The 18,902-nt window shown below is 68.4% G+C and carries 18 protein-coding genes; 9 read left to right on the plus strand and 9 right to left on the minus strand.

Features of this window, described 5'->3' with window-relative positions:
* Positions 1 to 241: 241 nt before the first annotated feature.
* Positions 242 to 709, plus strand: a complete 468-nt coding sequence (locus ACT9AS_RS14020; RefSeq protein WP_445100780.1) for a DUF192 domain-containing protein — start codon at positions 242 to 244, stop codon at positions 707 to 709.
* Between the two features lie 12 nt (positions 710 to 721).
* Here ACT9AS_RS14020 and ACT9AS_RS14025 read toward each other — a convergent pair whose 3' ends face one another.
* Positions 722 to 913: a rubredoxin gene (locus tag ACT9AS_RS14025; protein WP_445100781.1), complete on the minus strand. Its 192-nt coding sequence runs from the start codon at positions 911 to 913 to the stop codon at positions 722 to 724.
* Positions 914 to 985: 72 nt separating this feature from the next.
* On the opposite strand from ACT9AS_RS14025, the gene thiE reads away from it, so the two are divergent.
* A complete protein-coding gene (gene thiE, locus ACT9AS_RS14030; protein ID WP_445100782.1) occupies positions 986 to 1,633 on the plus strand; it encodes a thiamine phosphate synthase in 648 nt (215 codons plus the stop codon).
* A gap of 11 nt (positions 1,634 to 1,644) precedes the next feature.
* Entirely contained in the window at positions 1,645 to 2,931 is a 1,287-nt protein-coding gene (gene hemL, locus ACT9AS_RS14035) for a glutamate-1-semialdehyde 2,1-aminomutase (RefSeq protein WP_445100783.1), read from the plus strand.
* 18 nt (positions 2,932 to 2,949) lie between these two features.
* Here hemL and ACT9AS_RS14040 read toward each other — a convergent pair whose 3' ends face one another.
* On the minus strand, positions 2,950 to 4,170 hold the full coding sequence (locus ACT9AS_RS14040; RefSeq protein WP_445100784.1) for an acetylornithine/succinyldiaminopimelate transaminase: 1,221 nt from the start codon (positions 4,168 to 4,170) through the stop codon (positions 2,950 to 2,952).
* Positions 4,171 to 4,267: 97 nt separating this feature from the next.
* Between ACT9AS_RS14040 and ACT9AS_RS14045 the strand changes: the two genes are divergently transcribed.
* Positions 4,268 to 5,140: an ion transporter gene (locus ACT9AS_RS14045; protein WP_445100785.1), complete on the plus strand. Its 873-nt coding sequence runs from the start codon at positions 4,268 to 4,270 to the stop codon at positions 5,138 to 5,140.
* A gap of 6 nt (positions 5,141 to 5,146) precedes the next feature.
* Here ACT9AS_RS14045 and ACT9AS_RS14050 read toward each other — a convergent pair whose 3' ends face one another.
* From ACT9AS_RS14050 to ACT9AS_RS14060, 3 genes are all read right to left on the minus strand, one after another.
* Entirely contained in the window at positions 5,147 to 5,566 is a 420-nt protein-coding gene (locus ACT9AS_RS14050; protein WP_445100786.1) for a VOC family protein, read from the minus strand.
* 33 nt (positions 5,567 to 5,599) lie between these two features.
* On the minus strand, positions 5,600 to 6,418 hold the full coding sequence (locus ACT9AS_RS14055) for an SDR family oxidoreductase (protein WP_445100787.1): 819 nt from the start codon (positions 6,416 to 6,418) through the stop codon (positions 5,600 to 5,602).
* Positions 6,419 to 6,646: 228 nt separating this feature from the next.
* Complete coding sequence (locus ACT9AS_RS14060; RefSeq protein WP_445100788.1) at positions 6,647 to 7,321, minus strand: serine/threonine protein kinase; 675 nt, start codon at positions 7,319 to 7,321, stop codon at positions 6,647 to 6,649.
* Between the two features lie 91 nt (positions 7,322 to 7,412).
* Here ACT9AS_RS14060 and ACT9AS_RS14065 point away from each other — a divergent pair, with 91 nt between their 5' ends.
* Complete coding sequence (locus ACT9AS_RS14065; RefSeq protein ID WP_445100789.1) at positions 7,413 to 9,407, plus strand: VTT domain-containing protein; 1,995 nt, start codon at positions 7,413 to 7,415, stop codon at positions 9,405 to 9,407.
* 19 nt (positions 9,408 to 9,426) lie between these two features.
* On the opposite strand, the gene ACT9AS_RS14070 is transcribed toward ACT9AS_RS14065, so the two are convergent.
* The 3 genes from ACT9AS_RS14070 to ACT9AS_RS14080 form a co-directional block, all read right to left on the minus strand.
* Positions 9,427 to 10,020, minus strand: coding sequence for an LON peptidase substrate-binding domain-containing protein (locus tag ACT9AS_RS14070; protein ID WP_445100790.1), 594 nt, complete (start codon positions 10,018 to 10,020; stop codon positions 9,427 to 9,429).
* A 71-nt stretch (positions 10,021 to 10,091) separates the two neighbouring features.
* Positions 10,092 to 11,492, minus strand: coding sequence for a UDP-N-acetylmuramate:L-alanyl-gamma-D-glutamyl-meso-diaminopimelate ligase (gene mpl, locus ACT9AS_RS14075; protein ID WP_445100791.1), 1,401 nt, complete (start codon positions 11,490 to 11,492; stop codon positions 10,092 to 10,094).
* An 18-nt stretch (positions 11,493 to 11,510) separates the two neighbouring features.
* Positions 11,511 to 12,089, minus strand: a complete 579-nt coding sequence (locus ACT9AS_RS14080) for an adenylate kinase (RefSeq protein ID WP_445100792.1) — start codon at positions 12,087 to 12,089, stop codon at positions 11,511 to 11,513.
* A gap of 151 nt (positions 12,090 to 12,240) precedes the next feature.
* Between ACT9AS_RS14080 and ACT9AS_RS14085 the strand changes: the two genes are divergently transcribed.
* Positions 12,241 to 13,497 (plus strand): diphosphate--fructose-6-phosphate 1-phosphotransferase, encoded by a 1,257-nt coding sequence (locus tag ACT9AS_RS14085; RefSeq protein WP_445100793.1) that lies wholly within the window; start codon positions 12,241 to 12,243, stop codon positions 13,495 to 13,497.
* Positions 13,498 to 13,587: 90 nt separating this feature from the next.
* Here ACT9AS_RS14085 and ACT9AS_RS14090 read toward each other — a convergent pair whose 3' ends face one another.
* On the minus strand, positions 13,588 to 14,100 hold the full coding sequence (locus ACT9AS_RS14090; RefSeq protein WP_445100794.1) for a hypothetical protein: 513 nt from the start codon (positions 14,098 to 14,100) through the stop codon (positions 13,588 to 13,590).
* 191 nt (positions 14,101 to 14,291) lie between these two features.
* On the opposite strand from ACT9AS_RS14090, the gene ACT9AS_RS14095 reads away from it, so the two are divergent.
* The 3 genes from ACT9AS_RS14095 to ppa all read left to right on the plus strand — a co-directional run bounded on the left by ACT9AS_RS14095 (position 14,292) and on the right by ppa (position 18,780).
* Entirely contained in the window at positions 14,292 to 16,319 is a 2,028-nt protein-coding gene (locus ACT9AS_RS14095; RefSeq protein WP_445100795.1) for a sodium-translocating pyrophosphatase, read from the plus strand.
* Positions 16,320 to 16,519: 200 nt separating this feature from the next.
* The gene (locus ACT9AS_RS14100) at positions 16,520 to 18,070 is read left to right on the plus strand and encodes a mechanosensitive ion channel (RefSeq protein ID WP_445100796.1); all 1,551 of its coding nucleotides are present in this window, start codon (positions 16,520 to 16,522) and stop codon (positions 18,068 to 18,070) included.
* A 161-nt stretch (positions 18,071 to 18,231) separates the two neighbouring features.
* Complete coding sequence (gene ppa, locus ACT9AS_RS14105; protein ID WP_445100797.1) at positions 18,232 to 18,780, plus strand: inorganic diphosphatase; 549 nt, start codon at positions 18,232 to 18,234, stop codon at positions 18,778 to 18,780.
* The last annotated feature ends 122 nt before the right edge of the window (positions 18,781 to 18,902 follow it).

Here is an 18,902-nt window from a genome sequence, read left to right on the forward strand (position 1 = left end):
GAGTGAGCCGCACATCTTACAGCAGATTTCGTGGCCGTCAACACCTTCCCGACCACTTTTTTCATCCCGCTGCCCCCGCCGCTTCCAGTGCTTCGGTCGTTGCGGGCCGCGCATTATGCACACCCGTTAACGTTACGGGAAGAGGCAATGTGAAATTTTTTTCGGGGCGGCTGTCGGGACTTGACGCGGTCGGGTGCCTGGTCGACCTTCCTGCCTTACCCAGTCTGGATGGAGAAGGCCGATGCGTTGGTTCCCGGGCGTCATGCGAGGCACGTTGGTCGGCTGCACCCTGCTTGCAGCCGGTTGCGCCTCGGGCAGCGATCTATGGGTCGAGCTGGGCGGCTCGCGCTACACGGTCGAGATCGCCGACGACAACGCGGAGCGGGCCCGAGGCCTGATGTTCCGCGACGAGATGGCGGCGGACCACGGCATGCTGTTCATCCATGATCGCGAGGAACCGCAGGCCTACTGGATGAAGAACACCCGGATCCCGCTGGACATCCTGTACTTCGACGATGCGCGCGTACTGGTGTCGCAGCAGCGCGACGTGCCGCCGTGTTCGGCCGGCAACGCCTGCCCCTCCTATCCCAGCGACGAACCCGCCCGCTATGTACTGGAACTCAACGCCGGCGTGGCGGAGAAGCTGGGGCTGCAGGACGGGAGCGAGCTGACGCTGGGGCCCGGCATTCCTGCTCCGGCAGGCCCTTGAGGGCGCTGCGGCCTACAGCTCCATCATCTCGAAGTCGTCCTTGGTCACGCCGCAATCGGGACACGTCCACGTGTCTGGAATGTCGTCCCAACGCGTACCGGGCTCGATCCCCTCTTCCGGCAACCCCTTGGCCTCGTCATAGATGAAGCCGCAGACGACGCACATCCAGGTGCGGAACGCGGTGGTCGTGGCGGCTTCGGACATGGTCGGATAATGGGTGGCTGCGGGAACGATCCCGCATTGTCCCATCCCACCCGCATCGACGAAAGCTCCGTTATGAACCAGCCCCGCACCGCGCTGTCGCGGAAATCCTCCGGCCTGTATGCCATCACGCCCGACGAGGCCGACAGCGATCGCCTGCTCGAACGCGTGGAAGTGGTGCTGACGGCGGGTGCAACATGGTTGCAGTACCGCAACAAGTCCGCGGATGCGAGCCTGCGCGCGCGACAGGCGCGGCTGCTGCAGGCGGCTTGCGCGCGCCACGATGTGCCGCTGATCGTCAACGACGACTGGCGGCTGGCCGCGGCGGTCGGCGCCGACGGCGTGCACCTCGGCGAAGACGACGGGGAGATCGTCACGGCGCGCGCGGCGCTCGGCCCGGATGCGATCATCGGCGCCTCCTGCTACGACAGCCTGGAGTTGGCCCGCAACGCGGTCGCCGCCGGCGCCGACTATGTCGCGTTCGGCGCGCTTTTTCCTTCCCCGACCAAACCGAACGCGCGCGTCGCGAAACCCGGGCTGCTGTCCGCTGCCGCGCCGCTGGGCGTGCCGCTGGTGGCGATCGGAGGCATCACGCCGGACAATGGGGCTTCCCTCGTCGACGCTGGCGCGGACCTGCTTGCGGTGATCAGTGGCGTATTCGACGCACCCGATCCCGGCGCCGCCACCCGCGCCTATCTGTCCTGCTTCACCCCATCCCACTGACCGAGTCCCGCATGAACCACGATCGCTCCCACGCCCTGTTCGCCCGCGCTTCCGAGTTGCTTCCCGGCGGCGTCAACTCACCGGTGCGCGCGTTCAAGTCGGTCGGCGGCGAACCGTTTTTCGCCGCCCGGGCGGAGGGCGCGTTCCTGTTCGATGTCGACGGCAACCGCTACATCGACTATGTCGGCTCGTGGGGTCCGATGATCGCCGGCCACGCCCATCCGCAGGTGCTCGATGCGGTCGCCGCGACGATGCGCGACGGCCTCAGCTTCGGCGTGCCGAACGCGCTGGAAGTGACGATGGCCGAGGCGATCACCGCGATCGTACCGAGCTGCGAGATGGTGCGGATGGTCAACTCCGGCACCGAGGCGACGCTGTCGGCGATCCGGGTGGCGCGCGGCGCGACCGAGCGCTCGCGGATCGTCAAGTTCGAAGGCTGCTACCACGGCCACGGCGACAGCTTCCTGGTCAAGGCCGGCAGCGGCGCGCTGACCCTGGGCCTGCCGAATTCGCCGGGCGTGCCGGGCGCGCTGGCCGACCTGACCATGACGATCCCGTACAACGATTTCGATGCGGCCACGAAGCTGTTCGACGAGATCGGCAGCGAGATCGCCGGGCTGATCATCGAGCCGATCGTCGGCAACGCGAACTGCATCCTGCCGCGCGACGGCTACCTGCAGCACCTGCGCGATCTGTGCACGAAGCATGGCGCACTGCTGATCTTCGACGAGGTGATGACCGGCTTCCGGGTCGCGCTCGGCGGCGCGCAGCAGCGTTACGGCATCACCCCGGACCTCAGCACGTTCGGCAAGATCATCGGCGGCGGCATGCCGGTCGGTGCTTATGGCGGCCGCCGCGAGCTGATGTCGCAGGTTGCTCCGAGCGGACCGATCTACCAGGCCGGTACGCTGAGCGGCAACCCGGTGGCGATGGCGGCCGGGCTGGCGACGCTGGAACTGATCCAGGCACCGGGTTTCCACGACGCGCTGGAGGCCAGCACCCATGCGCTGTGCGACGGCCTCGAAGCCGCCGCGCGTGAGGCCGGGGTGGCGTTCCACACCACCCGCGCGCCGGGCATGTTCGGGCTGTATTTCCGCGAAGGGCCGGTCGAAAGTTTTGCCGATTCGATGGGCTCGGACGCGGCGAAGTTCGGCCGGTTCTTCCACGCGATGCTCGAGCGCGGCGTGTACCTGGCGCCGTCGGCGTTCGAAGCGGGCTTCATGTCGAGTGCGCATGGCGAGGCCGAGATCGCGCAGACCCTCGAGGCCGCTCGGGCGGCGTTCCGCGAACTGGCCTGATCGCGGCCTCGGTAGCCGTCAGCCGTCGGCAAATCCGGCGAGCGTCGCGCGCAGCCGTGCCAGGCCTTCAGCGATATCCGCATCGGTGATGTTGAGCGCCGGCACGAAGCGCAGCACGTCCGGGCCGGCCTGCAGCATCAGCAGGCCGTTCTCGATTGCACGATCGACCATCGCACCCGCTTGTCCGGCATGTTCCGGGCGCAACTGGGCACCGAGCATCAGGCCGCGGCCGCGGATTTCGCTGAACAGACGGAACTCCGCTTCGAGCGCCGCCAATCCATTGCGCAAGGCTTGCGACTGTTGCTCGACATTCGCCAGCAGCGCCGGCGACGACAGTTCACGCAGCGCCGCGCCGGCAACCGCGGTGGCGAGCGGGTTGCCGCCGAAGGTGGTGCCGTGCTGGCCGAACTGCAGCGCGTCGGCGGCGCGTGCGCCGACCAGCATCGCGCCGATCGGAAAACCACCGCCGAGCGCCTTGGCCAGCGTCACCACGTCCGGCCGCACGCCGTAGCCGTCGCAGGCGAACAACTGGCCGGTACGACCCATTCCGCACTGGATCTCGTCGAATACCAGCAGTGCATCGTGGCGATCGCACAGCGCACGCAGGCCGTGCAGGAACGCGTCATTGGCCGGCGTCACCCCGCCCTCGCCCTGCACCGGCTCGACCAGCACCGCGCAGACATCGCCCGCGGCCATCGCCGCTTCGGCGCCCGCGAGGTCGTTGAAGTCGCTGTAGCGGAAGCCCGGCGGCAGCGGCTCGAAACCGGCGTGGTACTTCGGTTGCGCCGTCGCGGTGACCGCGGCGAGGGTGCGGCCATGGAAGCTGCCGCGGAAACTCAGGATCACCCGGCGTTCCGGCTCGCGGCCGCATGAGGTCGCCCACTGCCGCGCGAGCTTGATCGCGGCCTCGTTGGCTTCGGCGCCGGAATTGCAGAAGAACGCCCGCTCGGCGAAGCCGGCCGCTTCGACCAGTGCCCGCGCCAGTTCCAACGGCGGCTCGCTGACGAACACGTTGCTGGTGTGCCACAGCTTGCCGGCCTGCGCGGTCAGTGCTTCGACCAGCGCGGGGTGGGCGTGGCCGAGTGCGTTGACCGCGATACCGGCGCCGAAATCAATATATTCCCGACCGTCGCGATCCCATAGCCGTGAACCGCGTCCGTGATCAAGCACGATCCCGCGTGGCCGGTAGACGGGCAGATAGTAGCGCTCGAGGAGGTTCTGCAAATCGCTGGCAGGCATGGGTCGCGTAACGGCGGGGGAAAGCTCTATTGTCGTCGATTCGACGCCGCTGCGATCCATCCGGATGGCCGCGGCACAATGACCGCGGAGGTCCGCAATGCGCCTGTTGTCCAGCCCGCAGCTAAATCCCGCGACCGAAACCGGCTGGCGCCGGCGCTGGTTCGAGATCATCTATCGCCACGACACTCCACCGTCGCGCAATTTCGACCTGTTGCTGATCGTGGCGATCCTCGCCAGCGTCATCGTGATCATGCTCGACAGCGATCCGTGGCTGCATGTCGACCACGCGCGGATCCTCTATGCGATCGAGTGGGGCTTCACCGCACTGTTCACCGCCGAGTACGTGATGCGCCTGCTGGTGGTACGTCGGCCACTACGCTACGCGCTGAGCCTGTGGGGCATCATCGACCTGCTGTCGATCCTGCCGACCTACCTGTCGCTGCTTTTCCCCGGCAGCCAGGCGCTGCTGGTGGTGCGGATCCTGCGCGTACTGCGGCTGTTCCGGATCCTCAAGCTGACCCAGTATGTCGAGGAAGGCGGACTGCTGATGACCGCGTTGTGGCGCAGCCGGCGCAAGATCTTCCTGTTCGTGAGCGCGCTGCTGACGATCGCGGTGATCTTTGGCGCGATCATGTTCGTGATCGAGGGCCCCGAGCATGGGTTCAGCACGATCCCGACCGGCATGTACTGGGCAATCGTGACGATGGCGACGGTCGGCTATGGCGACCTGTCGCCGGCAACGCCGCTAGGGCGGCTCATCGCCTCGGTGCTGATCCTGATCGGCTACAGCATCATCGCGGTACCGACCGGCATCTACACTGCGGAGTTGGCCAGCAGCCTGCGCGAGGCTACGCATGGCGATGGACACCACGACCACCGCGGCTGCCCCGAATGCGGGCTGGAAGGCCATGACCCCGACGCCATGCATTGCCGTGGCTGCGGCCACCAGTTGCCCAAGCGGATGGGCTAGGCGCCGTTACCAGTTCCCGCTGTTGGGCATCGACAGCCACGGCTCGGCCGGTGGCCACGCCTCGCCCTTCTGCAGCAACTCGATTGAGATCAGGTCGGGCGATCGCACGAACGCCATGCGGCCATCACGCGGCGGCCGGTTGATGGTGATGCCCTGCGCCTGCAGGTGCGCGCAGGTGGCGTAGATGTCGTCGACCTCGAACGCGAGGTGGCCGAAGTTGCGCGCCGAACCGTAGTCCTCGTCGTCGTAGTTGAAGGTCAGTTCGACCTCGGCCTCCGGGTTTTTCGGGGCGCCGAGATAGACCAGGGTGAAGCGGCTTTCGGGGTAGTCACGTCGCCGGGTTTCGACCAGGCCGAGGCCGTCGCGGAAGAACTCCAGCGAGGCGTCGAGGTCACGGACCCGGACCATGGCGTGCAGGTAGCGCATCGTTGTCTCCGTGGAAGGTGTGCGGGAGGGCGATCAGTCGAGGAACAGGTCCGGCAGCAATGGCCGGGTGGGATCGACCGCGTACTGGCTGAAGTCGACGACGCCGGCTTCGCGCAGGACCTCTTCGTCGATCAGGAATTCGCCCGTGCGCGTGGAAGCTGGCGCCACGAGGATCGCGTGGGCCGCATCGGCGACGATCCGCGGGGTCCGGCAACGCGCCGCATCGACACCGGGGATCATGTTGATCGCATCGGTGGCGATCACCGTGCGCGGCCACAGCGCGTTGATCGCGACGCCCTGCCCAGCGAACTCCGCCGCCAGCCCGAGGGTGACGAAGCTCATGCCCATCTTGGCCAGGGTGTAGCCGGTATGCGGCGCCCACCATTTCGGGTCGAGGCTGGGCGGCGGCGCGAGGGTGAGGATGTGCGGATTCGGCGCCTGCAGCAGCCACGGCAGGCAGGCCTGCGCGCAGACGAAGCTGCCGCGGGCATTGACCTGCTGCATCAGGTCGAAGCGCTTCATCGGGGTATCGAGCGCGCCGCGCAGCCAGATCGCGCTGGCGTTGTTGACCAGGATGTCGATGCCGCCGAAGGCGTCGGCGGTCGCGGCCACCGCGGCGCCGACCGCATCCTCGTCGCGGATGTCGCATTTGAGCGCCAGCGCCTGGCCGCCGGCCGCCTCGACCTCGGCGGCGACCGAATGGATGGTGCCGGGCAGCTTCGGGTTGGCGACCGAGGACTTGGAAGCGATCGCGACATTGGCACCGTCGCGGGCTGCGCGCAGGGCGATCGCGCGGCCGATGCCGCGGGACGCGCCGGTGATGAAGAGAGTCTTGCCGGAGAGGGTCGTCATCGAGGGTTCCCGACCGTGAGGGGTAGACCGCCATTGTAGGAGCGACGTGAGTCGCGAACGCGGGGAGAGTGGGCGGTCGATGCGAGTGTTGCCTCGGCGCCCTCGTTCGCGAGCCGTCGGTTGATCCGGCGGGGATCGGCGTGGATCGATTGGCTCGACTACCGGATCACTGCGCGTTCGCGACTTACGTCGCTCCTACAGTCAAGGGGAGCGGGTATGGGTGCCGCGTCAGGGTTTTGGGCCTTGGCCCTCGTTGTCTTCCCACTTCAGAAGTTTGCGGGTGACGAAGCGATAGACCGGCTTGCCGGTCGCGAACCAGGCGTCGCGCAGCCAGGAATGGCGCTTCAGTACGCGTCGCTCGACCGGAGTCAGGTGCTCGCGGCAGTACGTCCGCTTGTGCTTGAGCAGGTGGCGCAGGTCCTCGCGGGCGAGCAGGCGCATCCAGCGCGCGCGCGGGTTGCCGCGGGTGGCGAGCTGGAAGTCGATGATCGCCGGGGCGCCATCATCGAGCACCAGCCAGTTGGCTTCCTTGGCCAGGTCATTGTGCGCAAGGCCGCGCCGGTGCAGTTGCTGCAGCAGCCGGCGGGCCCGCCGGAAGTACGCGAGGTCGCCATGCGGCGGGCGCTGGTACATCGCCGCGCCTGCCATGTAGCTGCGATCGAGCCAGCGGCCGTCCCAGCGCAACAACTGCGGCGTCGCCGGCAGGCCATCGACCTGCCGCAGTGCGGCGGCTTCGCGGCGGGCCAGCCACCAGGCCGGCAGGCGCAGCCACAGCGGCACGTGGGCGAGGTCGCGGCGCACGAACAGGCCATCGACATCACGCATCAGCGCGATCCGGCCGAAGCTGTCGGACTTGAGTGCGGCGACTTCGTTCGCGGAATCGGGGATTGCGTCGGCGGACATCGGCACAGTCTACGTAACGCCGGGACGCCGAAGCGCGGATTCCGGCACGCAGAGCCAACGGAAATTCAGTCCGCGCTGCCATAATTACCCGATGAACCCGGCCTGGATCGAAAGCGCGACCTCCTGGATCAGCGCAAACCCCGTCGCGGCCGGCGCGCTGATCTTCATGGTCGCGTTCTGCGATGCGCTGGTTGTGGCCGGGATCGTGGTTCCCGCGCTGCCGTTGCTGTTCGCGGTGGGCGCGCTGGTCGGGCTGGGCCATATCGACGGCCCCTACGCGCTGGCCTGCGCCGCCCTGGGTGCGTTCGCCGGCGATTCGCTGAGTTACTGGATCGGCTACCGCTGGGGTCCGCAACTGCGCCAGCGCTGGCCGTTCGCGCGCTATCCGCAATGGCTCGACCGCGGCGAATCGCTTTTCCGCCGGCACGGCATCAAGAGCATTTTCATCGCACGCTTCGTCGGCGCGGTGCGGCCGTTCGTGCCGGCGATCGCGGGCATGTTGCGGATGCCGTTGCGGCGCTATGCGGTGCCCAGCCTGGTCGCCTGCGTGGCATGGGCGGCGCTGTTCCTGGCACCGGGCTGGGTACTCGGCGCCTCCTACGAGGCGGTGGCCTCGGTCGCCGACCGGCTGGCGCTGGCGCTGGGTGCAATGGCGGTGGCGGTGGCACTGGTCTGGGCCGGCGTGCTCTACACCTGGCGCTGGTTCGCCGAACATGCCGACGCCCTGCTCGCCCGGGCGCTGCGCTGGACGCGCATGCATCCAAGGCTGGGTCGCTACGCAGGCGCGTTGATCGACCCCAATCGGCCGGAGTCGGCCTCGCTGGCGATGCTCGCCGCCTGCCTGCTGGCGATCAGCTGGATCTGGTTCACCCTGCTGGCGATGCTGCTGGCCAGCGGCGGCCCGCTCGCGCTCGACCACCAGTTGCACGAGCTGATGTGGACGCTGCGCAACCCGCTGGCGGACCGCCTGATGGCCGGCCTGGCCAGCCTCGGCGATGCCCAGGTGCTGGGCGCGGCGGCGGCGGTGGCACTGGCCTACCTGCTGTGGCGACGGCGCTGGATGGCCGCGGCGCACTGGCTGGCGGCGCTGGTGTTCGGACTGGTGCTGACGGCGTTGCTGGAGGCGGTGATCGTGATGCCGCGGCCGCCGACCGCGCCCGCCGGCTTCGGTTTCCCGTCGGTCGCGGTGACGATGACCACGATCGTGTTCGGCTTCTTCGCGGTACTAATCGCCCGCGAACTGCCCGGGCGCAAGCGGGTCTGGCCGTACCTGCTGGCCGGCGTGGTCACCACCGTGATCGCGTTCGCGCGGCTTTACCTGGGCGCGCACTGGACCAGCGACCTGGTCGGCGGCACGCTGTTCGGACTGGCCTGGGTGCTCGTGCTCGGCATCGCCTATCGCAGCCACGTGGCCCGCTCGTTCTGGATGCGGCCGCTGGCGATCCTGTTCTATGGCACGTTCGCGCTGGCGGCGGCGTGGCATGCGCCGCGGGCCGCCGACACCCTGCTGGCGAAGTTCAGCGTGGCGCCGCCGACGGACGTGATCGCGACGGTCGACTGGTGGCAGCAGGACTGGTCGACCCTGCCGGCGCGGCGCAATGAAGGCGACGAGCGCCTGCGCTGGCCCCTGGATGTGCAGGTCGCAGGGCCGCTGGAACCGTTGCGGCAGGCGCTGCAGTCAGCCGGATGGCGCGTGCAGCCGCAAGCCGACTGGGTGGCGACCCTTGCCCTGCTCGACGACGACACCCCCGAGTACGCCCAGGTGGTCCTGCCGGCCACACTGGATGCGCACGCCGAGGCGTTGCTGATGCTCCGCGACGGCGCCCGGCCCGGTGAGCAGTACGCCCTGCGGCTATGGCCGGCCCCGGTGGCGCTGGCCGACGGCACCGCACTGTGGCTCGGCACGACCCAGACTCTGCAGGTCAGCAAGCCGTTGGGAGCCGCGGTGCTGTGGCGGCCGGTGCCGCACGACGGCGAAGCCCACGATGCCGTGCAATCGGCGACCACCGGATTCGACACGATCGAGATGCCGCATCCCCACGGCGGCGTGAGGGTCCTGCGCCTGCGCACCGCCGACTGGCGGTAGCCGCGCACGCCCGGCGGCTTCAGGCGTCCGGCAGCAACGACAGCAGCCGGTCCATCCGCTCGTGCGGATCGTCGACCTGCAGCAGCTGCTGGCGCTGCGCATCCTCCAGCGGCAGCATTTCGGCCAGGCGCCAGCCGACCCACGCGGCGTCATCGATGTGCGCGTCCATGGCCTTGGCATGTTCGCCACCGACCTGCTCGAGCACGGTCTGCAGCAGGTTCGCGAGCAGTCCGTGCTCGGGTCGCAGCGGCTCCACCGGATCGGGCTCGCACCAATCGACATCGGCCATCTGCAACCCGTTGTCGCGCACCCGCACCTGGCGCGCGTGGAAACGGCGCGCGCCGCGCACGCGCAGGGTCAGCAGGCCATCGTCGCCGGTGTCGAAATCCTCGATCAGCGCCTCGGTCCCGTAGGCCGCCGCCGCGCCGGCCTCGCCGCCGGCTTCGCCATCGATCACGAGGCAGATGCCGAAGCCGGACTGGTGGCGGCCGCATTCGCGGACCAGGTCGAGATAGCGCGGCTCGAAGATGCGCAGGCCGAGCGATGCCCCGGGCACGAGCACGGTAGGCAGCGGGAACAGCGGCAGGGGGCGGGACCGGGACGGGTTCGTCATCGACGACAGCCTAACGCAGCCCGCGCGATCGCCGGTGACGTCCTCGTCGAGGTGCACGGATCCGGCCGGGCTCAGTCCGCCTGCAACGCTGCGAGGAACCGTCGCGGCGCGCCGTCAAAGCCACCGTTGGACATGAACACCACGTGGTCGCCTTCGCCCACGCGCTCACGCAGGATCCCGATCAGCGCGTCGACATCGGTCGCTGCCACGCCTTCTCCGCGCAGGTCGGCGACGACCTTGCCGGCGTCCCACGCCAGTTCCGGGCGATGCAGGAACACCACCGTGTCGGCGCCATCCAGCGACGGCGCCAGCGCGTCGGCGTGCGCGCCCAGTCGCATCGAATTGCTGCGCGGTTCCATCGCCACCACGATTCGCGCGCCGGCAACCTTCGCGCGCAATCCGGCCAGCGTGGTCGCGATCGCGGTCGGGTGGTGGGCGAAGTCGTCGTAGACGGTGATGCCGCGAGCGCGGCCGATCACTTCCATGCGCCGCTTGACGCTGCGGAACTGCGCCAGCGACGGCAGGACAGCCGCGACGTCGCCACCAACCGCGTTGACCGCTGCCAAAGCGGCCAGCGCGTTCATGACGTTGTGGCGGCCGAGCAGCGGCCAGTGGAGTTCGCCCAGTTCCGCGCCGTCGTGGATGACGACGAACGCGCTGCCGTCCTCGGCGAGCAGCCGCGCGCTCCAGTTGAATGCCGCCGCGGGTTCACCGTCGCGCGGCTGCGCCAGCAGGCTGGCATCGAGGCCGAAGGTCTCCACCGGCGTCCAGCAACCCATCTGCAGCACTTCGGCCAGGCGCGCGTCCTCGCCGTTGACGATCAACCGCCCGCGACGGGGCACCGTGCGCACCAGGTGATGGAACTGGCGCTGGATCGCGGCGACATCCGGAAAGATGTCGGCGTGGTCGAACTCGAGGTTGTTGAGGATCGCCACCAGCGGCCGGTAGTGCACGAACTTGCTGCGCTTGTCGAAGAACGCGGTGTCGTATTCGTCGGCTTCGACTACGAACCCGCGGCCGCTGCCGATGCGCGCCGACACCCCGAAATCCTCCGCCACCCCGCCGATCAAAAACCCCGGCTCGCGCCCGGCCGCCTGCAGCAGGTAGGTCAGGATGGTGCTGGTGGTGGTCTTGCCGTGGGTGCCGGCGACCGCAAGCGTGTCGCGACCGGGCAGCACGTTCTCCGCCAGCCATTGCGCACCGGAGATGTACTTGCGGCCGTCGTCCAGCACCTGCTCGACCGCCGGGTTGCCACGCGACAGCGCGTTGCCGACCACGATCTGGTCGCAATCCGGCGAAATGTTGCCGGGCACGTAGCCCTGCTTCAGGTCGATACCCAGCGTTTCCAGCTGGGTCGACATCGGCGGATAGACCGCCTGGTCGCTGCCCTCGACTTCGTGACCGAGTTCACGCGCGAGCGCGGCAACGCCGCCCATGAAGGTGCCGGCGATGCCGAGGATGTGCAGTTTCATTCGTGCAGGTGGATTCTTTCAGCCGACCGCGGGAACCAGTGCCAGCGCCCCGACGATCCGGTTGAACACCTCGTCCAGCGAACCCACGCCATCGACCACGCTGAGCTTGCCGTGCTGGCGGAAGAAATCGACCACCGGCGCGGTCTGGTCGTTGTAGACCTGCAGGCGGGTGCGGACGGATTCCGGGCTGTCGTCGGCGCGGCCTTCGGCGGCGGCGCGGCCGGCGATGCGCTCGACCAGCAGCTCGGTCGGCACCTCGAGTTGCACCGCGGCGTCCATCGGCTGGCCGATCCGCTCCAGCAGCGCGTTGAGCGCGTCGGCCTGGGCGAGGTTGCGCGGGTAGCCGTCGAGGATGAAGCCGCCCTTCGTGTCGTCGCGCGAGAAGCGGTCCTCGAGCATGCCCAGCAGGATCGCGTCGCTGACCAGCTCGCCGCGGGCCATGATTTCCTTCGCCTCCAGTCCGAGCTTGCTGCCGGCGGCGACTTCCGCGCGCAGCAGGTCGCCGGTGGAGATGTGCGGCACCTGCAGATGCTCCTTCAGCCGCGCTGCCTGCGTGCCCTTGCCCGAGCCGGGTGCGCCAAGAAGTACCAATCGCATCGTGTCGCTCCTGGGAATGCGTTGTTGAATGCTGGAACCCGCGGCGCAACGGGCCGGCGCTACACTGCAGCGACCTGACCCCCTGCCGGGGCAAACGGGACCCAGTTTAGCGCATCCCGCCCCCCGCTCCGGCCCCCACACTGGAAAACACATGGCATCGGGAACCCTGCTCTACGCCCAGTCCGGTGGCGTCACCGCCGTCATCAACGCCACCGCATCGGCGGTGATCCAGGCCGCGCGCACCAAAAAGGTGAAAGTGCTGGCCGCCCGCAACGGCATCCTGGGCGCCTTGCGCGAGGACCTGATCGATACTTCGAAGGAGTCGATCGCGGCGATCCGGGCGCTCGCCCATACGCCCGGCGGCGCGTTCGGCTCGTGCCGGGTCAAGCTCAAGTCGCTGGACGAGGACCGGGCGAAATACGAGCGCCTGCTCGATGTGTTCAGGGCCCACGACGTGCGCTGGTTCCTCTACAACGGCGGCAACGACTCGGCCGACACCGCGTTGAAGGTCTCGAAGCTGGCCGCCGAGTTCGATTACCCGCTGACCTGCGTGGGCGTACCCAAGACGGTCGACAACGACCTCGCGGTGACCGACTGCTGCCCCGGCTTCGGCTCGGCCGCCAAGTACACCGCGGTGTCGGTACGCGAGGCGGCGCTGGACGTGGCGGCGATGGCGGACACCTCGACCAAGGTGTTCGTGTACGAGGCGATGGGCCGGCACGCCGGCTGGCTGGCGGCGTCGGCGGGACTGGCGGGCAACGGGCCGGACCAGGCGCCGCACCTGATCCTGTTCCCGGAACGGCCGTATGACGAGGCTGATTTCTTCAAGCGGGTGAAGGCGACGGTCGAACGCGTCGGCTACTGCGTGGTGGTCGCCAGCGAGGGTATCCAGACCGCCGACGGCCGCTTCGTCGCCGATGCCGGCGGCGGCAAGGATTCGTTCGGGCACACGCAGCTCGGCGGCGTCGCCTCGCACCTGGCCGGACGGGTCAAGGACGCACTTGGCTACAAGGTCCACTGGACCCTGCCCGACTACCTGCAGCGATCGGCGCGGCACATCGCCTCGAAGACCGACCTGGAACAGGCGCAGGCGGTCGGCAAGGCCGCGGTCGAGTTCGCGTTGAAGGGGATGAATTCGGTGATGCCGGTGATCGTGCGCACGTCCGACGCGCCGTATCGCTGGAAGATCGAGGCAGCAAAGCTGTCGAAGGTGGCCAACCACGAGAAGAAGATGCCCGCGGGGTTCATCCGTCGCGACGGGTATGGCATCACCGACAAGGCGCGGCGTTACCTGGAGCCGTTGATCCGTGGTGAGGCGCCGCCGCCGTATGGGCGGGATGGGTTGCCGAAGTACGTGGAGCTGGGGAACGTGGGGGTGGAGCGCAAGCTGGAGGGTTGGGAGGGGTGACCGGCTCTCCGTCGCGACTTACGTCGCTCCTACAGGAACCCCGGCCGCGGGCTGTTGTAGGAGCGACGTAAGTCGCGATGGGAAATCGGCTCAATCGCAGGACTCGCCCTCGACCGCCATCGACGCGGCGAACATCGGGATCGCCGCGAGTTTGTCGCCTTCCGCCGCCTGCCTGGCATCGCCCAGGTAGATCCGTGCGCTGCCCTGCGCGTCGAGTTCCGGCGATGTCGAGGCACCGGGTTTGCGCCAGACCTTCACCACCGCTTTCTGCGACGGACAGGCCGCGTTCGGCACGCTGATCAGGTCGTTGAACACCCAGCCATCGGCGGTCGATGGCCTGACCTTGTCGACATCGACGAAGCGCGCGCGCGGCTGGCAGTTCGGGCTGGTGCGGACGACCGCGAACCGGTACGGCTCGGCGGCCTGTCCGGTGAAGACGCCCTCGATCCGGGCGCAGGCCTCGGGGATCGAGCGCAGGGTATGGGCCACGCCGACCGTCTGCGGGGTGGATTCGGGCCGGTCGATCTCCGGCCTGGGATCGGCGGCCAGGGCAGGCATCGCCGCGACAGCGAGCATCAGTGGCAACAGCGGCGTCTGGCGCATGGGGGCGCTCCGGCTGAGGATGTCGGCGCAGGCTGGCACGGGCCGCCTGAACCGCCGGTCGACACGGAACCGCGGTGCCGACCTATGCCATAGTCGGAACACTGCGGGCCGGGCCTGTCCCGCCCGCGGTCACAACTCGAAGGTGCGTAATCCGAAATTCCATGTTGTCCACTTTCTATGGGGAGGGGTCCATGCTGGAGCAGTACGGTTTGACCTTGGCGCTCGTGTGCGCCGTCATCGCGATCCTGTACGGGATCATCTCGGCGCGCTGGATCGGCGCGCAGCCCGCCGGCAACCAGCGCATGCAGGAGATCGCCGGCGCGATCCAGGAAGGTGCACGCGCCTACCTCAACCGGCAATACACCACGATCGCGATTGCCGGCGTGGTGCTGTTGGTGGTGATCGGGCTGTTCCTCAACTGGCCGACCGCGATCGGCTTCCTGCTCGGCGCGGTGCTCTCGGGCGCGGCCGGCTACATCGGCATGAACGTCTCGGTGCGCGCCAACGTGCGCACCGCGGAAGCGGCGCGCAAGGGCATGGGCCCGGCGATGGACGTGGCGTTCCGCGGCGGCGCGATCACCGGGATGCTGGTAGTCGGGCTCGGCCTGCTCGGCGTGGCCGGGTACTGGTGGGTGCTGGGCGCGATGGGCATCACCGGCGAGCCGGCACTGCATGCGCTGGTCGGGCTGGCATTCGGCGCCTCGCTGATCTCGATCTTCGCGCGACTTGGTGGCGGCATCTTCACCAAGGGCGCGGACGTCGGCGCCGACCTGGTCGGCAAGGTCGAGGCCGGGATTCCGGAGGACGATCCGCGCAACCCGGCGGTGATCGCCGACAACGTCGGTGACAACGTCGGCGACTGCGCCGGCATGGCGGCCGACCTGTTCGAAACCTACGCGGTCACGGTGATCGCCACCATGCTGTTGGGCGGGCTGATGGTCGCCGAGGCCGGCACCAATGCGGTGCTGTATCCGCTGGTGCTGGGCGGGGTGTCGATCATCGCCTCGATCATCGGCGCGATGTTCGTCAAGGTGAAGGCTGGCGGCTCGATCATGGGCGCGCTGTACAAGGGCGTGATCGTGTCGGCGGTGCTGGCGGCGATCGCGTTCTACCCGATCACCACCGCGCTGATGGGCGACAACAGCTTCGGCGCGCTCAACCTCTACGGCTGTGCGCTGATCGGGCTGGCCCTGACCGGCATCATCGTGTGGATCACCGAGTACTACACCGGCACCCAGTTCAAGCCGGTGCGGCACATCGCGCAGGCCTCGACCACTGGCCACGGCACCAACATCATCGCCGGCCTCGGGGTATCGATGAAGTCGACCGCACTGCCGGTGATCGCGGTGTGCGCGGCGATCTGGGGCGCGTTCGAACTCGGCGGCCTGTACGGCATCGCGATCGCGGCGACCTCGATGCTGTCGATGGCCGGCATGATCGTCGCGCTCGATGCCTACGGCCCGATCACCGACAACGCCGGCGGCATCGCCGAGATGGCCGAGCTGCCGTCGGAGATCCGCGACATCACCGACCCGCTGGACGCGGTCGGCAACACCACCAAGGCGGTGACCAAGGGTTACGCGATCGGTTCGGCCGCCCTCGCCGCGCTCGTCCTGTTCGCCGACTACACCCACAACCTGCAGGCCAACAACCCGGGCGAAGTCTTCACCTTCGACCTGTCCGACCACATGGTGATCATCGGCCTGCTGATCGGCGGCCTGATCCCGTACCTGTTCGGCGCGATGGCGATGGAAGCGGTCGGTCGCGCGGCCGGTGCGGTGGTCGAGGAAGTGCGCCGGCAGTTCCGCGAGATCGCCGGCATCATGGAAGGTACCGGCAAGCCCGACTATTCGCGCGCGGTCGACATGCTGACCAGATCGGCGATCAAGGAGATGGTGGTGCCCTCGCTGCTGCCGGTCGCGGTGCCGGTGGTGGTCGGCCTGCTGCTCGGGCCGAAGGCGCTCGGCGGCCTGCTGATCGGCACCATCGTCACCGGCCTGTTCGTGGCGATCTCGATGACCACCGGCGGTGGCGCCTGGGACAACGCCAAGAAGTACATCGAGGACGGCAACCACGGCGGCAAGGGCAGCGAGGCGCACAAGGCCGCGGTCACCGGCGATACCGTCGGCGATCCGTACAAGGACACCGCCGGCCCAGCGATCAATCCGCTGATCAAGATCATCAACATCGTCGCGCTGCTGATGGTGCCGTTGCTCTGAAGCAGGCGGTTTTCGATATGAACCAGGCGGCCTCCGGGCCGCCTTTTTCGTGGGCGACCCGTCGCGTGGCCGCCGGCATGAACGTCGAGCCAACGCCATGTTCACCCTGCGTTTGGCATGTTCGACGGGTCGCCGTTGCGGCATCCACACGCCGCGTGCATGCCACCGCGGGTGCGCGCATCCCAGGGAGGGAGATGAAAATGCAAGTTGTCACTTGGCAAGATTCCGTGCAGAACTCGTTCGGCGCCTACCTGCCCGGCATCCTCGGCGGACTGGCGATCCTGCTGGTCGGCTGGATCGTCGCGCTGATCGCCAGCGCCCTGACCCGCAAGGGACTGGCAGCCGTGAACGCCAACCAGCGCCTGTCGGCGCAGACCCGCTCCAACGTCGACATCGAGCGCATCGTCTCGCGCATCGTGTTCTGGACGATCCTGCTGGTGGCGCTGATCGGCGCGCTCAGTTTCATGCACGTCGATGGCGTATCGGGCCCGTTGTCGTCGTTCGCCTCGACGATCATTCCCGCCGCCGTGCTGGCGCTGGTCGCCTGGCTGGTGGCGACCCTCGCCCGGGTGGTGGTCAACAAGGCGCTGGCGGCGAGCCAGCTCGACGAGAAGTTGTCGGAGAAGGCCAACGCCCAGCCGATGTCGCAGACCCTCGGCAACGTCGCCTACTGGCTGGTCCTGCTGCTGTTCCTGCCGGCGATCGTCGGCGTGCTGCAGATCGAAGGGTTGATGGCGCCGCTGTCGAACATGATGACCGACCTGCTCGGCATGCTGCCCAACCTGCTGGCCGCGGCGATCATCGGCGTGATCGGCTGGGTCATCGCCAAGGTGGTCCGCGGCATCGTCAGCAACCTGCTGGCGGCGACCGGCGTCGACCGTTTCGTAGAGAGCAACGAGAACACCCGCGGCATCAAACTGTCGCAACTGGGCGGCACGCTGGCCTTCATCCTGGTGATCGTACCGACCCTGATCGCGGCGCTAGACGCATTGCGGATCGAGGCGATCTCGCGGCCGCTGACGCGCATGCTCGACGTGTTCCTGCAGGCGGTGCCGAACGTGCTCGCGGCCGCCGCGATCCTGATCCTGGCGTGGTTCATCGGCCGCTTCGTCGCCGGGCTGGTGGCGCGGTTGCTAGGCAACCTCGGTTTCGACCGGCTGCCCGAGCGTATCGGCCTGGGCCACGCGTTCGCCCAAGCCCCGGCGCCGACGACCACCGGCCCCGACGCCACCATCGCGCCCGATGGCACCGTCGTCCCGACCGGCGTCGGCACCTCGCCATCCGATGGCATGCCGCTGACGCTGTCGGACCTGGCCGGCAAGGTCGCGCTGTTCTTCATCATGCTGTTCGCCACCGTCGAAGCCGCCGCCCTGCTCGGCTTCGGCGGCGTACACAGCCTGCTGGAGCAGTTCATCGCCTTCGGTGCGGACATCCTGCTGGGGCTGGTGATCTTCGTGGTCGGCTACTGGCTGGCCGACGTGGCCGCCACGGCGATCGAGCGCGCGAACCCGGAAGGCCGCGGCATGGCCCGGATCGCGCGGCTGGCGATCCTCGGCTTGGTGGTCGCGATGGGCCTGCGCGCGATGGGCGTGGCCGATGACATCGTCAACCTCGCGTTTGGACTGGTATTGGGCGCGGTGGCCGTGGCCGTCGCACTCGCCTTCGGCCTCGGCGGGCGCGACGCCGCCGGGCAGGTGGCCCAGCGCTGGGCCAACCAGTACCTCGACCGGCGACCGCCCGGCGGACAGTAGGTGCGGGAGGGCTGGAACGGCGGCGAGGCATCGCCGCCGTTTCCTTTTGGGGCACGTCTCCATTCCGGGACGGTTGCTGCAGCGCAGCAGGATGCCGGCTAAAATGGCCAGCCAACCGCGCCACCAGGCGCGCCCCCTCAGCTTTACTGGAGTACTCCCGCATGGGCCTGGACCTCGTCCCCGCCGGCAAGAACCCGCCGGATGAGATCAACGTCATCATCGAAATCCCGAAGGACGCCGAGCCCGTCAAGTACGAGGTCGACAAGGCCTCCGGCGCGATCTTCGTCGACCGCATCCTGTCGACGCCGATGCGCTACCCGTGCAACTACGGCTACATCCCCCACACCCTGTGCGGCGACGGCGACCCGGCCGACGTGCTGGTGATCCTGCCGCTGCCGCTGATCCCCGGCTCGGTAATCCGCTGCCGCCCGGTCGGCGTGCTGCGCATGAGCGACGAGGCAGGCAGCGACGAGAAGATCCTCGCCGTGCCGGTCGAGAAGGTTTTCGCCGGCTACACCCACATCGACGACATCGCCAAGGTCAGCCCGCACTGGCTCGAGCGCATCGGCCACTTCTTCGAGCACTACAAGGACCTGGAAAAGGGCAAGTGGGTCAAGCTCGACGGCTGGGGCGACGCCGCGGAAGCCAAGCAGATCCTGCTCGACTCGATGAAGCGCTACGAGGAATCCTCGGACAAGCCGAACTTCTGATCGCGCCGCGCGGATCGCCGGGCATGAAAAAGGCCGCCTTCGGGCGGCCTTTTTCATGCCCGGCGTCGGCCGGTAGCAGCATCAAAAAAAGCGGCCCCGTTTCCGGGGCCGCCTCCTGCAAC

Source organism: Lysobacter sp. F60174L2 (assembly GCF_052547135.1).

What these genes read in the sequence shown, in the direction of transcription:
- ACT9AS_RS14020 (WP_445100780.1), top strand. Translation starts at nt 242, where the DNA reads ATGCGTTGGTTCCCGGGCGTCATGCGAGGCACGTTGGTCGGCTGCACC.
- ACT9AS_RS14025 (WP_445100781.1), bottom strand. Translation starts at nt 913, where the DNA reads ATGTCCGAAGCCGCCACGACCACCGCGTTCCGCACCTGGATGTGCGTC.
- thiE (WP_445100782.1), top strand. Translation starts at nt 986, where the DNA reads ATGAACCAGCCCCGCACCGCGCTGTCGCGGAAATCCTCCGGCCTGTAT.
- hemL (WP_445100783.1), top strand. Translation starts at nt 1,645, where the DNA reads ATGAACCACGATCGCTCCCACGCCCTGTTCGCCCGCGCTTCCGAGTTG.
- ACT9AS_RS14040 (WP_445100784.1), bottom strand. Translation starts at nt 4,170, where the DNA reads ATGCCTGCCAGCGATTTGCAGAACCTCCTCGAGCGCTACTATCTGCCC.
- ACT9AS_RS14045 (WP_445100785.1), top strand. Translation starts at nt 4,268, where the DNA reads ATGCGCCTGTTGTCCAGCCCGCAGCTAAATCCCGCGACCGAAACCGGC.
- ACT9AS_RS14050 (WP_445100786.1), bottom strand. Translation starts at nt 5,566, where the DNA reads ATGCGCTACCTGCACGCCATGGTCCGGGTCCGTGACCTCGACGCCTCG.
- ACT9AS_RS14055 (WP_445100787.1), bottom strand. Translation starts at nt 6,418, where the DNA reads ATGACGACCCTCTCCGGCAAGACTCTCTTCATCACCGGCGCGTCCCGC.
- ACT9AS_RS14060 (WP_445100788.1), bottom strand. Translation starts at nt 7,321, where the DNA reads ATGTCCGCCGACGCAATCCCCGATTCCGCGAACGAAGTCGCCGCACTC.
- ACT9AS_RS14065 (WP_445100789.1), top strand. Translation starts at nt 7,413, where the DNA reads ATGAACCCGGCCTGGATCGAAAGCGCGACCTCCTGGATCAGCGCAAAC.
- ACT9AS_RS14070 (WP_445100790.1), bottom strand. Translation starts at nt 10,020, where the DNA reads ATGACGAACCCGTCCCGGTCCCGCCCCCTGCCGCTGTTCCCGCTGCCT.
- mpl (WP_445100791.1), bottom strand. Translation starts at nt 11,492, where the DNA reads ATGAAACTGCACATCCTCGGCATCGCCGGCACCTTCATGGGCGGCGTT.
- ACT9AS_RS14080 (WP_445100792.1), bottom strand. Translation starts at nt 12,089, where the DNA reads ATGCGATTGGTACTTCTTGGCGCACCCGGCTCGGGCAAGGGCACGCAG.
- ACT9AS_RS14085 (WP_445100793.1), top strand. Translation starts at nt 12,241, where the DNA reads ATGGCATCGGGAACCCTGCTCTACGCCCAGTCCGGTGGCGTCACCGCC.
- ACT9AS_RS14090 (WP_445100794.1), bottom strand. Translation starts at nt 14,100, where the DNA reads ATGCGCCAGACGCCGCTGTTGCCACTGATGCTCGCTGTCGCGGCGATG.
- ACT9AS_RS14095 (WP_445100795.1), top strand. Translation starts at nt 14,292, where the DNA reads ATGCTGGAGCAGTACGGTTTGACCTTGGCGCTCGTGTGCGCCGTCATC.
- ACT9AS_RS14100 (WP_445100796.1), top strand. Translation starts at nt 16,520, where the DNA reads ATGCAAGTTGTCACTTGGCAAGATTCCGTGCAGAACTCGTTCGGCGCC.
- ppa (WP_445100797.1), top strand. Translation starts at nt 18,232, where the DNA reads ATGGGCCTGGACCTCGTCCCCGCCGGCAAGAACCCGCCGGATGAGATC.